Raw genomic sequence first — 13,900 nt, forward strand, 5'->3', positions numbered from 1 at the left:
TTGGCAGCAGGTGAAGCGGCTCCGGTTGCACTCTCTGCTCCTGCAATCAACGGTTAGTCTCTAGCGGTTTGAGCAAGATGAAGCCCTCCGAGATTCGGAGGGCTTTTTCACGCCTAAATGGATTTCTATTGGGGCAGGTCAATCGAGGAACTTTGGCTTATCCTGGAAATCAGTGATCTGCAAAATGTATTAAGAATGTCTATTTCGTGGCAGCGATCGTTAGTTTTCGGCGGAATTGGCGCGGCCCTCTCGCTCTGGATTCTAGAAAATTTGACGCATACTCTGGGAGACTGGCTTCCTGCGATCGTGATTGGAAGCGGAGTGGCTTGGGCAGCGCTGAAATTTCAGAAAGACGATACTCCAAAAATTCGAGTTGAGCCAGTCTCTCTGAATCGAGTGCAGAATGAATTAGCTCAGGCAAAGGGCTTATTGGACTTGCTGGCGATCGAGACTCAGGATTTAACGATCGATGGCAGCGCTCAGCAACTCTCAGATCTGCGATCGCAGATCCATCAGATCACTTCAGATTTAAATCGTGAAGAAATTCGCTTTGCGGTTATGGGCGGAAAATCCGTCGGTAAAACGATGCTTGTTAATCTGCTAGAGCATCGTTGGACGAGTGAAGTTTCACAAAAGCTGGTAATTCAAGACACGCCAGAATTATTTGCGGCTACCGATAGTGGGATTATTGCGGAAAGAGATGCTTGGAAGCTTGCACGCTCGGCGGATGTCGTCTTATTCGTGACTAACGGCGATTTAACCTCAACTGAATTTCAAGCCATTCAACAAATTACTGCTGTCGGCAAACGATTAATTCTTTTATTTAATAAGCAAGATCAGTATCTGCCCGAAACGCAGCAAGTGATTCTGAATCATCTGCGCGATCGCATGTCTGGGATGCTTGCACCTCAAGATGTGATTGCGATCGCGACGAATCCAAAATCTCTAAAAATTCGGCAGCATCAATCAGATGGCACCTTCAAAGAATGGCTAGAAAAGCCAGAGCCACAAATTTTGCCACTGCTCGATCGCTTGAATCAGATTCTCTCGCAGGAAGGGCAGCAGCTTGTTCTAACAAGCTCACTCAGCAACGTTACTGCAGTTCAGGCTGAGGCGAAATCGGCCCTGAATCGGGTGCGACGCGATCGAGCCATGCCCCGGATTGATCAAGCTCAGTGGGTTGTGGCAGGAACAACGTTTGCCAATCCTTTTCCAGCATTAGATCTACTTGCAACTGCGGCAATTAATGGGCAGATGGTGATGGATTTGAGCAATTTGTATCAGCGTAAATTTACGCTAGAGCAGGCGAAAACGGTTGCGACCACGATGGCGAGCGTGATGGTGAAGTTAGGATTGGTTGAAGTTTCCACGCAAGCGATCGCCAGCATTCTTAAAACAAACGCCATTACCTTTGTTGCGGGTGGACTCATTCAAGGAGTAAGTGCGGCTTACTTAACTCGAATGGCTGGATTAACCCTAATTGAGTATTTTGAGAACGAGCCGGCTGGAGAAATTAAGCAGGATGTGCTGCAACGGATCATGCAAAAGGTGTTTGAGCAAAATCGCCGCCTACCGTTTCTACAAATGTTTGTGAAGCAGGCAGTCGATCAGCTAGTGAAACCGACTATTGCATCTTCTCCCCAAATGCCGAAACCTCTTGATGGATTACCGGCTCCTCAAGAAGCACCATTAGAAATTGGGGCAAAGCTAGAAGAGGATACAAAGCTTAAACCGCTTCAGCCTTTATCCATTCCTGAACCCGTAGCGGTTCTGAATCAGGAAGCTTAGCTTGAGGGCAAAACGCTATAGCTGCCAAAAACTTTCAGCGTTTCTGTGCAAGTTGTCAATTCATCGAGTGCAGCTTGAATGGCATCTTGGCGAGTATCAGCTTCTAAATCAACGAAGAACACATAATCTCCTAGCGATCGCTTCGTCGGACGCGATTCAATTCGGCTCAAATTAATTCCTCGCTCTGCAAAAATCTGGAGCGGTTTCATTAATACGCCAGGTTTGTTTGCACTTACACTAAAGGCGAGAGAAGTCCGGCTTCCACCGGGAGATTGATCAAGACTTAGAACCAAAAATCGGGTGCAATTTTCTGGATGATCATTAATTGGAGAGGCAAGAATCGGCAGGCTATAAAGCTGAGCAGCTCTTTGCGAGGAAATTGCGGCGATCGTCTGGTCTTCGCCTAAATGCTGTAATGCTTCGGTGGTTGAGTTCGCGGCAATGAGTTGAACATTGGGAAGATTGCGATCGAGCCAATTCTGACATTGGGCTAGAGCTTGGGGATGAGAGTAGACAGTTTGAATCTCATCTAGGCGCTCTGCGATCGAGAGGAGAGCATGATTGATGGGCAGCACGATCGCGTGTTGAATCTTGAGCGTATCGAGTCGCCAAAGGGCATCGAGCGTCATTGTCACGCTTCCTTCGATCGAATTTTCAACTGGAACGACTGCGAAATGCGCTTGCTCTTTTGCCACCGCTTCTAACGCCTGTGTAATGCTGGGATAGGGACAAAGAAACGCAGTTTCATTGCTTGTTTGAGTTAACCAGGTTAAATATTTCAGTGCAGCGGCTTCCGTATAGGTTCCGTGCGGCCCTAGATGCGCGATCGTCTGTGTCATCGCCTGTTTCCCAAATTCAAATTCATTTCTATATTCTGCTGAGTTTTGTAAAACCGTAATCTTTCGGCTAACTAAATAGGTTTATATTTCAAAAGATGAACATGGATTTCTGAAAAGGCTCTTAAAATTAGTTCATAATTAGAAAACTCCTTTGGATAATCATTCCCTGATGGATACTCGGTTCTCTGCTTCGCTCGGTGTCGAAATTGTTGTTCCAGACCAGCCTATTCATATTACAAATTATCTCCGGCAGCCTCAGCGAGTGGTGAATGCCTTGGCGGCATCGAGTCAGATTGAGCCACTGAATGAAGAAATCTATCGGCTGAAAATGCGTTCATTAAATTTTATGACGCTATCGATTCAACCTGTTGTTGATCTGCAAATTTGGGCAACTGAAACTGCGGCGATTAATTTACGATCAATTGCCTGCGAACTGCGCGGAATTGAGTACGACCAGTTTTTACTCAGCTTGCACGGGCAGCTTTCTCCTTATCAACAGCATGGCTTGACCTATTTAAAGGGACAAGCAGACTTAGCCGTTGAGGTTGAACTTCCACCGCCGTTTACCTTTATGCCTCGCCCCCTGCTGGAAACGGCTGGAAATAGTTTGCTGCTGAGCGTTTTGTCCACCATTAAGCAGCGCTTGCTCTACCAGTTGCTAGAAGACTACCGAAATTGGGTGGCGCTGCAAATGGAGACGAACACTCCAACTCATCCGATCGCAGCTAATCCTCTAAATTAAGCGCTAACTGCTGAATAGTTCGCTGAACTGGGGCATAAGTTCGACGATGATGCGGTGTGACTCCAAACTGGTCGAGCGCTTCTAAATGCTGCTTTGTTCCATAGCCTGCGTTGCGTTCCCAGCCGTATTGAGGAAACCGTTTTGCCAATTGCTGCATGAATCGATCGCGCCGCACTTTTGCAATGATCGAGGCGCAAGCAATCGCGTAACAGATAGCATCGCCATCGACGATCGCAGTGTGTGAACCAAGGTCAGCTTGCTTAATCGGACGACCATCAATTAACGCATGGTCGTAAGGTGCAATCCGAGAGAGCGCCCGTTGCATTGCAAGATAAGATGCCCGTAAAACATTGATTTGCTCAATTTCGTGAACCGTTGCGATTCCCACTCCAACGCCGACTGCGCTTGCTTTAATCTGATCAAATAAGCGCGATCGGGCGGATGCAGAGAGCAGTTTAGAATCTCGAACTCCCTCCAGCATTTTGCACTGAGGCGGGACGAGAACGGCAGCCGCAACGATCGGCCCTGCCAGACAGCCTAACCCCGCTTCGTCTACACCTGCAACACGAAGCAGTCCTTGCTTCCACAAAGACTGCTCCGTTTCTAAGGTCGGATTCTGCGGCACGTTATTCTGTCACTGTTGCCGACGATCGCCGCCGTCTGCGTCTGATGGGGGCATCCTCTTCGGGTTCGGGTGCTGCTTCCGGTTCGGGCGCTTCAACTTCTGCCGCTTCAATCTCTACTGCCTCTACTGCAATCTCAGATGCGTCTTCTTGAATCGGTGCTTCTACAAGCTGATCCACAGATTCCTTATCCTCTGGAATTTCCGTTGTAACGGCTTCCTCAGTTTGAACTGGGGCTTGAACCGCTTCAGGAGGAGGCGCTTCTCCGGGAAGTAGAACCGAAACGATCGCAGATTTCGGATTTTTGACCTCTTGACTTGACAGAATCAGGGGTGAAATTCCCATCCAGGCATAGACTTCCTGCTCGTCGGGAGTCATTTCGACATAGACGACTTCGGGCGGTTCAGCCGGGGTTTTGTTAAACCGATCGCGTCTCGAAGAACGATTGTTTCGCCGATCTTCGTAGCGATTTTCACGCGGCGCTTCTTCAGCAGGCGCATCAGCCACAGGTTCCGGCGTGTATTCGGTCGCTCGTGGAACTAGCGTCGGAGCAGGTGGCGAAAACCCATTCGGGCGTGTACCAGATTCTTCCCAACGGCTCGGCTTGGGTGGGGCTTCGCGCACTGGAGTCTCATTGCGTGTAAACTCGCGCGGAGAGTCTTCACCAATTCGAGGACGACGGCGACGACTTCTTGCCGATCGACCCCGTTCTTGATAGCTCGGATGATGTAGAAGCTCTAGATCCGGCTCACCCCCATCATTATCGAGATCGTCGCCTTCCCAAAAAGCCTCAGTTGCAGGCGGTGCAAGTTCTCGTCGGGGTTCAGTCCGTCCTGCAGGAGCGTATCGAGCAGCAGGGCGCTGTTCTAGGCTTTCACCTTCTTCAACCGCATCGACTTCTCCAGGAAGGTGAACGACGTGCCCTAAACCGCCACAAGTGGGACAAGGACGACCAAACAATTCATAGATGTTCTTTCCTTGCCGTTTCCGTGTCAGTTCGACGAGACCGAGTTCTGAGAGCTGAGAAATCTGCGGTTTCGCTTTGTCCGATCGTAGCGCTTTATTGAAGTGTTCTAAAACCTGCAATTGGTCACGTCGCGACTCCATATCGATGAAGTCTACGATGATCACGCCTGCGATATTTCTTAAGCGTAACTGCCGGGCAATTTCGGTTGCCGCTTCGCAGTTTGTCCAGAGTACGGTTTCTCTGGCGGTTGCCGATCGCGTAAACGAACCAGAGTTGACATCAATTACGGTCAGGGCTTCAGTCCGCTCAATGATGATATATCCGCCAGAGGGCAGATCCACTCTCGGCTTCAGCGCTTCTCGAATTGCGGCATTGACGCGGAAATAGTCGAGGATGGAAATGCGATCGCGATGATGATCGATCAGAATGCCTTGAGGCGCTTTCCCGCCCCCCCAGTTTAATAACTGCTGTTTAACGCGCTTTAATCCAGTGTGAGAATCGACAACGATCCGGTTGACATCAGAGCTATAGACATCCCGCAGAACTTTTTGAATAAAATCATCATCTCGGTTCAATAGGGCAGGCGCACGAGTGGAGCCTGCTTCTTGCAAAATGGCTTCCCACTGCCGCTGGAGCGTTTCCAAATCCTCCATAATGGCTTCTTCGGGCATTCCTTCGGCTTCGGTGCGAATGACGATTCCCATGCCGGCGGGCTTAATCAGAATCGCCAAGGCTCTGAGACGGTTACGTTCGTTCTCATTGCGAATCCGGCGGGACAAATTCACGCCACGACCATAAGGCATCAGAACCAGATAGCGACCGGGCATCGAGATGTTTCCGGTCAGGCGTGGGCCTTTATTTCCGGTCGGCTCTTTCATTACCTGGACGAGAACCTTTTGCTGCGGAGCAAGCAGTTCGGTGATTGATCCAGCCGATCGCTTAAGTCGCAACGGCCCTAGATCCGAAACGTGAATAAATCCGTTTCGTTCAGAGTCACCGATATTTACAAATGCAGCATCAATTCCAGGTAAAACGTTCTCGACAATTCCTAGGTAAATGTCGCTCACCTGATGGCTTCCGGTGGCAACGATTAATTCTTGAATTTGATCTTCTGAAAATACAGCAGCGATTCGATGCTGCTCAGCAATTACAATTTGCTTTGGCATTCAATTTCCTCAAATCTGGGGGGCGATCGAAGCTTTGAAGTTTCGCTTCTTTCGCAACGAAAAAACAGGAGTGTGACCTCTCAAATCGCGTATCTAAAACACGATCAGTCCGAGCAGTGTTCAGCGTGAGTGGTTCTGAAAAACCGACGACCTCAAACCGATCCTCACTCTGACGATAGACAGTCAACGAGTGAACTTCGATCAAACAGGCAGCGACCGTAATTGTCCGCCGCATCTGGATGAAGAATAGCGAAAATCTGGCAAACAGGCTGAGTAAGACTCTAAGACCAACACCCGACAGCATCTACGGGGATTCTTAGCTCACTACAGCCTGTGATGCAAAGCATTATAACGTGCGGATCTGCATCTGTACCAATTTTGACGATTTGAATTTGAGGAGTGAAGTAAAAGAAAGTTTGATTACGCCAAAAAGAGCTGGGAGCGGTGGATGGTTAAAAGAGATAATTCTTGTCCAGCTACTTGTTCAAGAATCTTAATCATCTGCTCCGGCTTCAATAGCGTTCCATCATTCTGGCAACTGCCGATGTATTGCAACGTAGCTTTTTCCGCAGCCGATTCAAGCAATTGCAGGTTAAATAAGCGATCGCGCACGTCTAACGGGTAGGTTTTTCCCGATTTTGTTGTTTGCTCTAGCCAAATCTCAGACTTTGTTAAGACCTGATCGATCCAGGCTTGCCAGTCTGCTTCCGTTTCGGCTGCCACTTCGAGCCGATATTCGGCTTTTTGCAGTAATACGGCTGCTGCGGGTTGCTGTGGATCGACTTCTTCAATCTCATAAATCGGAAGGTCTGCTGGAAGTTGTTCCGCAAGTTGATTGCGGAACTCTTCTACGTCCATCGATCGCGCTAATTCAAAATCGACGATTTCACCAGAGCTACTCACTCCGAGCGGTAGGGCACTGGCGGGGACAATTCGGGGCGAGGGGTGAAATCCGCCTGTAAATGTAACCGGGATCGAAGCGCGACGGACTACACGATCGAACAATCGCATCATGTCCAGATGGCTCAGTAACGCCATTTCGCCTTGTTTGCCCATCCGAACCCGTAATCGTTGCGCTCGTGTTTGATTGGGCTGGAAGTGTCCTGAAAATTCAGGAACCTCAAGGGGCGGAATCACAATATTGTGTCCAAAATCGACTCCACAAACGCCGCAATGAGAACAGCCCTCAAACGAGCAATCGGGAACGATCGCAGCTTCCAGCGCTCTTTGTAGATCCTCTTTCAGCCACTTCTTATCAATTCCCGTATCTAGGTGATCCCAGGGCAGAGGGGCATCGAGCGAAATCGCCTCATTCGCTTCAAAAATATTCCATTCACCACTTTCGACTTGGCGATATTTCCAGCTTACGCCTGCTTCGTCGATCGCTTGTGTCCACGCGCCAAACGCTTTTTCCAGGCTCTCCCACCAAGAGTCCATGCCTGCACCCAGTTCCCAAGCGCGTTGTACCACTGGCGCGAGTCGGCGATCGCCTCTACCGACAAAATCTTCCATTGCCGAAATCCGGGTGTCGGTGAAATTGATTTTTACGCCTTTGATCGATCGAAAGGCATCTTTTAATAAGGCTTGTTTGCGCTTAAATTCAGCCGTTGAAACCGAATGCCATTGAAATGGAGTATGCGGCTTTGGCGTGAAGTTAGAAATGGTGACGTTGAAATCTAACCGTCTGCGTCCTTGCTTGGTGCATTCTCGCCGCAGCCACCGAATCGTGTCCGCAATGCCTAAAACGTCTGCATCCGTTTCGCCGGGAAGCCCAATCATAAAGTACAGCTTGACTTTGTCCCAGCCTTGCTCAAAAGCCGTTTTCACGCCGCGCAGTAGCTCTTCATTGGTCAGCCCTTTGTTGATAATGTCGCGCATTCGTTGAGTTCCGGCTTCTGGCGCGAAGGTAATTCCCATTTGACGAGTGCCGCCGATGATGTTTGCAATGTTTTCATCGAAGCGATCGACCCGTTGACTCGGCAACGACAGCGAGATGTTTTCTCCTTTTAATCGATTCTTGATTTCGACTCCGACTGCGGGCAGCGCTAAATAATCGGAGCAACTGAGCGACAGCAGCGAGAATTCGTTATATCCGGTCGCTCTCATCCCCGTCTCGATCGCGTCTACCACCTGCTCAGGTTCGACATCCCGCGCTGGACGAGTCAGCATTCCCGGCTGGCAGAATCGGCAACCTCTGGTACAACCGCGCCGAATTTCGATCGTTAAACGATCGTGGACGGTTTGCACATAGGGAACCAGCCCGATCGAATAGGCTGGAATCGGTGTGGCGACCCGTCGCAGAATTCGTTTCGGGACATCTGGACGATTCGGATGCACGGAACCATCTGGAGCCATTTCGTAAAATCGCGGCACGTAAACCCCAGGAATTTGAGCCAAATCCAGCAGCAGTGCCTCGCGGCTTAATCCTGCGGCTTTGCCTTCTTCGACCACTAACCCGATTTCCGGTAAAAGTTCTTCCCCATCGCCCAGCGCCACAAAATCGAAGAAATCAGCGTAAGGTTCAGGGTTTGAAGTCGCCGTTTGTCCGCCTGCAAAAATTAGGGGATCAGTCTCCGATCGTGCCTTCCAAGTCAGGGGAATTCCTGCAAGGTCGAGCATTTCAAGAATGTTTGTCGCGCCGAGTTCGTAACTGAGGCTAAATCCAAGAATGTCGAAATTTGTTAATGGACGGCGCGATTCCACCGCAAACAAAGGCGTTTCCGTTTCGCGTAGTTTAGCGGCGAGGTCGGGAGCAGGAAGATAGGCTCGATCGCACAACTGACGCGGCTGAGTGTTTAGAATGCTGTAAAGAATAATATGACCGAGATTCGATGCCCCAACTTCATAAATCTCTGGGTAAGTCAGCACCCATCGCACCGTCGCCTCATTCCAGGGCTTGTGAACGGCTCCTAGCTCATTGCCAAGATATCGAGCCGGACGCAGAATATCTGTTGTCAAAAGAGCTTCTACTGCAACTGCCACAATTCACCTTGCCTTTGTTGAACGTCGGGTCGATTCCTTAGTATATCGACGATCGTTCGATGCCTGTCCAAAAGCAAGGCAATCAAGCCTATCTAAGCGGTTGCCTCAAATGCAGCAACGTTCTCGAAGATCTCGAAGACGCGATCGAGCTGGGTGAGTTCAAACACAATTCGGACTGGCACGCTGACAGCGCAGAGGCTGAACCGCTTCCGACTCTCTTGCGCCAAATTTAGCGCCGAAACCAATGCCATCAATCCAGCACTGTCGAGCGACTCTATCTGACTCATATCGATCAACAGAGCATTATTTTTCTCAGACAACACGGCTGTCTGGAGTTGCTGTCGCAATTCTGCGGCATTTGCAGCGTTAAGGGAGCCGCAAGGACGAATGATGGCAGCTTGGGAATGGACGAGCAAACTCTGCATAACTCTAATTACCCTTCGATCTCAAACACGATTTTCCTGTGAACGCTCTGACGATAACTGGACTCTCTTTACAACCGCCAGAAAAGCTTTGAAAATTTGCAGAAACTTTATTCGATCGCAATGATTGTTTAAGTTTCCCGGTAGAGGGTTATGTTAGTAAAGTGTAGAAATTTATACCTTTTCTAAGTTAGATTGATCCTTTCACTACTCTAGAGAATAGCAATTTGTAGAAGCTAAAAAATTAGGATTCTTTCCCAAATAGCTCTGGGCGCGCCTGCCAGATGTCGTGAATAAATTGATGCAGATAACGATGAGAGAGCGGATTTTTACCTTTAACCTCTGCGCCAAGCCGAGCCAGTAAGGGCAATACTTCGACATCTAATGCTTCTTGAAATAAAGTGGCAGGACACATTAAATCAGAGCCATCCTGAAGGTTTTGCACGGTTAAGTGATCGTACTCTGTCCAACTAACGAACTCCGGAGCCGTGACTAGCGCGATCGGTCGTACCCAGCACAAATGTCTCGTCTTTACATACTGCACCACCTCAGCATACAGGCGCGAGTGGGCATGTTCGAGAAAAACGATTTGGTAAGGTTGAAAATTGAATTGCTGCAAACCATCAACCATAAGAGAAGATCTGATCGAGCTAGCTTCAATTCTAAAATTTTGATTCAATAATCCGCTACTCCAGTTCTGATCGATCGATTCGGGGTGATATGGCTAGAATAAAAGCGATGCACATCGTGAAGAATCGCTAAGCTAGAGACGATCGTGCACATTACTTTTCTACCCGAATGGCGTGTTGAACTGTTGTCTCAGTTCGCCCTTGAAATCATGACGCTCAGCTGGGTGGGAATCTTCTGTCCATTAACTTGACCCCTAATCGCTAACGGAGAGGATAGAACTGTGTCTGTTGAGACCATTGAAAAGCGTTCAACAACTCGAAAACTTGCGCCGCGCTACCGTGTTTTATTACATAACGACGATTACAACACGATGGAATATGTAGTACAGGCGTTGATGGAAACGGTTCCAAGCCTGACTCAGCCGCAAGCCGTCAATATCATGATGGAAACTCATAACAGCGGTGTGGGCTTGGTGATTACTTGCGCTCAGGAACACGCAGAGTTTTACAGCGAGACGCTGAAAATGAAAGGGTTGGATAGTACGATCGAGCCTGACGAATAACCCCAACGCTGCTTGAAAATTAATTTTGCTGTTATTTCTCACCGCCCAACTCCGATTCGGATTGGGCTATTTTTGTTGATGCTGTTGGTGCTGTGGCTACCGCTGAAATCTCTGATCGAATGGTCGATCAGCGTGTTTTATGGCACAACCGATGCGGCTCGAAATCTCGCTTCAATTTTGACGCTTGTTGTTCTGTATCTAGAATTTATTGTTTTAGTCAAATTTTGGGGGCGGTTTGTCTATCGTGAGCCTTTGTTTATAACTTACGGATTGAGACAGCCGCGCCAGAATTTCAGAAATCTTTTGCAGGGATTAGCAATCGGCTTTGGCAGCCTGTTTCTCCTGTTTGTGCTTACAGGAATCTTGGGTTGGGTGCAGTGGCAAACTCCTTCGAGTACCTTCCTGCGAATCGCTCTGGAAGGTGGCGTGATGGCGATCGCGATCGGGTTTGCCGAAGAATTACTATTTCGGGGTTGGTTATTGAATGAACTCGAACGGGGATATTCTGCTAACGTCTCACTTTGCACGAGTAGCATCCTCTTTGCGCTGGTACATGGAATTCGCCCTCAATTTCCGGCGCTGCTGATTCTGGGACTGATTTTGGTGTGGGGGAAGCGAGCCACACAGGGACGGTTAGGATGGTCGATCGGGTTTCATGCAGGTTTAGTTTGGGGCTATTACCTGGTGAACGTGGGACAGTTGATTACCGTCTCGCATCGGGTTCCAGCCTGGGTAACGGGGATCGATCGCAATCCGTTAGCCGGAATCATGGGAATTTTGGCATTGGGTGCGATCGCGATTGGAGTGCGATCGGCAGCGTTGAAAGCAAGATTTTGATGAAGAATAAAAGAGGCAAGTTAGGTAAAAAGAATGGGACAGTACGATCGCTTGATCCTGATGGCAGAAGATGAACTGACGCAATACAGCACCGATGCCCGCAAAATCGAAAAGCTACGCCAAAAAATTGGTTTATCCGTGTCGGCAGCAGAGCAAAAACAGGTTAAAGAGCAACTTCTAGCGGACATACCAACCGATCCAATCAACAAACTGATTGAGGAGCAGCGTCAGACCGTTGCCCTTCCGTTCTGGGGAATTGCGGGATTGGGCTTGCTGCTCGGAATTTCGATGTCACAACCGCTCGATTTTATTGCCACGATCGCGGGAGGTGCGATCGCGTTTCAAGTTCAGAAAATCGGCTGGAGACTGCAAGCAAAACGCCTTGTTCTAAAGACGCTGGAAGATATCGAAGAACGAGTTCGGAAGCCCGATTCGGTCTAATTTTCGCTGAGAACTTCAAATCGATTGGAGTTCTCAGATTTAAAGACTAGACAATTTCTCAGCAGTTTGATATTGTATTTAATCACGGGCGATTAACTCAGTGGTAGAGTGCATCCTTGACAGGGATGAAGCCACAAGTTCGAATCTTGTATCGCCCATTTTGCGTTTTACAGGCCCTCGAGCCAAGTCACGAGTGCGAACACGAAGAACAGAATTCCACCGACGAGCGTTACGGTGCGCTCTGAAATGTGCGAAGCGATCAAACGACCTCCAAAAACCGCGATCGCACAGCAAATTGCGTGACCCAAAATTGATCCAATCGTAACGCCGATCGCATTATTCGACGCGGCAAGCACCATTGTGTTGATCTGAGTCCGATCACCCCATTCTGCAATAAATGTCAAGGTAAACGCCTCTAGCGTGATAGCAAACGGCGTTTTTTTGCGAAGATTGGCTTCAGCTTGCGAAACCGCTTCTAGGGCTTCTCGCTCAGCCTCAGAAGCACAGTCTACGCTGGCAACTAACGACTTCTCACGGCACTCAACACGCATTTTGCTGGCATCGTAGAGCATCTTAAAGCCGAACCCGACAAACAGAACGATCGTGCCCCAATAAATGAATTGCTTGGGTAGAAGTGCGGCGAAATTACCCAAGAGCACCGAGAGCAGCGTCATTGCCGCCAACGCTAGAACTGCTCCGGCAAACACATATCGGCGGGAATGACGCATCGCTAAACACATCGCGATGAAAAACGTCTTATCACCCAGTTCCGAAACGGTAATGAGCAACAAACCTGCTGTAAATGCCGTTAACATAAGCTCCTCTCAGATCGTGCGTAGTGATGAACTGAGTGAGCTTGATGCGAGGAAAAAACGACTCCACCAAGCTCACAGCAGTCTGTGAACTTCGTGAAAGTCTCGCTTACAAAGGTACTGAGGATTCAGTGTCGCTTTGTCGCTTGAACCAGGCTCGTCGCCAGTATGTTGATTCAAGCGGGCTGAATAAATCAGCAGCTACTCCCCTTCAAACTTCAATGATTGTACCTGAGAAAGAAGTAGATTTTACATTTGTTTTACGATCGCTCCTGAGCAAGTTTTGCTTTCGCCTGTTGCCAAAACCGCTCTAGCTCTTCAAGCGAATACTCGGAAAGGGGTCGATCGACCACGTTTTCCATCTGAACTAAGCGCTGGATGAAGCGATCGTTTGTGCCCTGAAGCGCTTCATCCGGATCAAGGTCTGCCCATCTTGCCAGATTGATGATCGTAAATAGTAAATCCCCAAGTTCTGCTTGCTGGTTCGCTTTACTTTCGTGCTGAAGCGCGTGCTGGAATTCGGCTAATTCTTCGTGAAACTTGTCCCAAACGCCGTCGATCGAGTCCCATTCAAATCCAGCTTTCGCAGCTTTTTGGGAAATTTTCATTCCTGCCATCAAAGGAGGCAGCGATCGGGCGTATTTTCTCAGCTTGTCGCTTAATGTTGGCTCTTCGTGGCTTTCTGTGGCTTTGATCTTTTCCCAATTCTGATGCACTTCGTCGATGCTTTGAACTTCGAGGTTATCAAAGACGTGGGGATGACGACGAATCAGTTTTGCGGTGATGTTTTTGGTGACGGTTGTGAGATCAAATTGCTGCTGATCTTTTGCCACCTGCGCTTGAAGAACCACTTGCAGCAACAGATCACCAAGTTCGTCTGCGATCGCAGCTTCGTCCGCGCTCCGGAGCGCATCCACTACTTCATAAGCTTCTTCAATCACGTAGGGAATTAAGCTCTGTGGAGTTTGCGCCAAATCCCAAGGACAGCCTTTTACTGGATCTCGCAGTTGGGCAACGACTTCGATTAACTGTTGCAGCGCTTCTAGCGTTTCAGACATTGAAGAATTCATAAGACATCCCGGATTTTCA

13 protein-coding genes and 1 tRNA gene are annotated in these 13,900 nt (G+C 48.9%); 6 read left to right on the forward strand and 8 right to left on the reverse strand.

The window, feature by feature from the left end; translation table 11 throughout:
• Window positions 1-195: 195 nt before the first annotated feature.
• On the forward strand, window positions 196-1,788 hold the full coding sequence (locus NC981_RS21465) for a DUF697 domain-containing protein (protein ID WP_348244779.1): 1,593 nt from the start codon (window positions 196-198) through the stop codon (window positions 1,786-1,788).
• On the opposite strand, the gene pheA is transcribed toward NC981_RS21465, so the two are convergent.
• On the reverse strand, window positions 1,785-2,627 hold the full coding sequence (gene pheA, locus NC981_RS21470; protein WP_348244780.1) for a prephenate dehydratase: 843 nt from the start codon (window positions 2,625-2,627) through the stop codon (window positions 1,785-1,787). The genes NC981_RS21465 and pheA overlap by 4 nt on opposite strands.
• Before the next feature lie 169 nt (window positions 2,628-2,796).
• Here pheA and NC981_RS21475 point away from each other — a divergent pair, with 169 nt between their 5' ends.
• Window positions 2,797-3,369, forward strand: coding sequence for a DUF1997 domain-containing protein (locus tag NC981_RS21475; RefSeq protein ID WP_348244781.1), 573 nt, complete (start codon window positions 2,797-2,799; stop codon window positions 3,367-3,369).
• On the opposite strand, the gene NC981_RS21480 is transcribed toward NC981_RS21475, so the two are convergent.
• From NC981_RS21480 to NC981_RS21500, 5 genes are all read right to left on the reverse strand, one after another.
• Window positions 3,353-3,994, reverse strand: coding sequence for a ribonuclease HII (locus NC981_RS21480; RefSeq protein WP_348244782.1), 642 nt, complete (start codon window positions 3,992-3,994; stop codon window positions 3,353-3,355). The two genes, NC981_RS21475 and NC981_RS21480, sit on opposite strands and share 17 nt — an antisense overlap.
• Before the next feature lies 1 nt (window position 3,995).
• Entirely contained in the window at window positions 3,996-6,125 is a 2,130-nt protein-coding gene (locus NC981_RS21485) for an Rne/Rng family ribonuclease (RefSeq protein WP_348244783.1), read from the reverse strand.
• Between the two features lie 420 nt (window positions 6,126-6,545).
• On the reverse strand, window positions 6,546-9,107 hold the full coding sequence (locus tag NC981_RS21490) for a TIGR03960 family B12-binding radical SAM protein (protein WP_348244784.1): 2,562 nt from the start codon (window positions 9,105-9,107) through the stop codon (window positions 6,546-6,548).
• Window positions 9,108-9,199: 92 nt separating this feature from the next.
• Window positions 9,200-9,532: an STAS domain-containing protein gene (locus NC981_RS21495; protein ID WP_348244785.1), complete on the reverse strand. Its 333-nt coding sequence runs from the start codon at window positions 9,530-9,532 to the stop codon at window positions 9,200-9,202.
• 241 nt (window positions 9,533-9,773) lie between these two features.
• Window positions 9,774-10,160: a hypothetical protein gene (locus NC981_RS21500; protein ID WP_190375694.1), complete on the reverse strand. Its 387-nt coding sequence runs from the start codon at window positions 10,158-10,160 to the stop codon at window positions 9,774-9,776.
• Between the two features lie 279 nt (window positions 10,161-10,439).
• On the opposite strand from NC981_RS21500, the gene clpS reads away from it, so the two are divergent.
• The 4 genes from clpS (at window position 10,440) to NC981_RS21520 (ending at window position 12,157) form a co-directional block, all read left to right on the forward strand.
• Window positions 10,440-10,721 carry an ATP-dependent Clp protease adapter ClpS gene (gene clpS / locus NC981_RS21505; protein ID WP_190375695.1) on the forward strand — a complete coding sequence of 94 codons (282 nt, stop codon included), beginning with the start codon at window positions 10,440-10,442 and terminating at the stop codon, window positions 10,719-10,721.
• 12 nt (window positions 10,722-10,733) lie between these two features.
• Window positions 10,734-11,558, forward strand: a complete 825-nt coding sequence (locus NC981_RS21510) for a CPBP family intramembrane glutamic endopeptidase (protein ID WP_348244786.1) — start codon at window positions 10,734-10,736, stop codon at window positions 11,556-11,558.
• A gap of 33 nt (window positions 11,559-11,591) precedes the next feature.
• Complete coding sequence (locus NC981_RS21515) at window positions 11,592-11,999, forward strand: hypothetical protein (protein WP_190375696.1); 408 nt, start codon at window positions 11,592-11,594, stop codon at window positions 11,997-11,999.
• An 86-nt stretch (window positions 12,000-12,085) separates the two neighbouring features.
• Window positions 12,086-12,157, forward strand: a tRNA-Val gene (locus tag NC981_RS21520).
• Window positions 12,158-12,166: 9 nt separating this feature from the next.
• Here NC981_RS21520 and NC981_RS21525 read toward each other — a convergent pair.
• Window positions 12,167-12,814 carry a TMEM165/GDT1 family protein gene (locus NC981_RS21525; RefSeq protein ID WP_190375697.1) on the reverse strand — a complete coding sequence of 216 codons (648 nt, stop codon included), beginning with the start codon at window positions 12,812-12,814 and terminating at the stop codon, window positions 12,167-12,169.
• Between the two features lie 257 nt (window positions 12,815-13,071).
• Window positions 13,072-13,881 (reverse strand): nucleoside triphosphate pyrophosphohydrolase, encoded by an 810-nt coding sequence (gene mazG, locus NC981_RS21530; RefSeq protein ID WP_242026572.1) that lies wholly within the window; start codon window positions 13,879-13,881, stop codon window positions 13,072-13,074.
• Window positions 13,882-13,900: the final 19 nt, after the last annotated feature.

It is taken from the genome of Leptolyngbya sp. DQ-M1 (assembly GCF_039962505.1).
Classification (GTDB): domain Bacteria; phylum Cyanobacteriota; class Cyanobacteriia; order Leptolyngbyales; family Leptolyngbyaceae; genus Leptolyngbya.

Bases quoted from the DNA above. Each gene is read 5' to 3' on its own strand.
- NC981_RS21475 (WP_348244781.1), top strand. From the start codon at position 2,797: ATGGATACTCGGTTCTCTGCTTCGCTCGGTGTCGAAATTGTTGTTCCA.
- NC981_RS21525 (WP_190375697.1), bottom strand. From the start codon at position 12,814: ATGTTAACGGCATTTACAGCAGGTTTGTTGCTCATTACCGTTTCGGAA.
- NC981_RS21500 (WP_190375694.1), bottom strand. From the start codon at position 10,160: ATGGTTGATGGTTTGCAGCAATTCAATTTTCAACCTTACCAAATCGTT.
- NC981_RS21485 (WP_348244783.1), bottom strand. From the start codon at position 6,125: ATGCCAAAGCAAATTGTAATTGCTGAGCAGCATCGAATCGCTGCTGTA.
- mazG (WP_242026572.1), bottom strand. From the start codon at position 13,881: ATGAATTCTTCAATGTCTGAAACGCTAGAAGCGCTGCAACAGTTAATC.
- pheA (WP_348244780.1), bottom strand. From the start codon at position 2,627: ATGACACAGACGATCGCGCATCTAGGGCCGCACGGAACCTATACGGAA.
- NC981_RS21495 (WP_348244785.1), bottom strand. From the start codon at position 9,532: ATGCAGAGTTTGCTCGTCCATTCCCAAGCTGCCATCATTCGTCCTTGC.
- NC981_RS21515 (WP_190375696.1), top strand. From the start codon at position 11,592: ATGGGACAGTACGATCGCTTGATCCTGATGGCAGAAGATGAACTGACG.
- NC981_RS21465 (WP_348244779.1), top strand. From the start codon at position 196: ATGTCTATTTCGTGGCAGCGATCGTTAGTTTTCGGCGGAATTGGCGCG.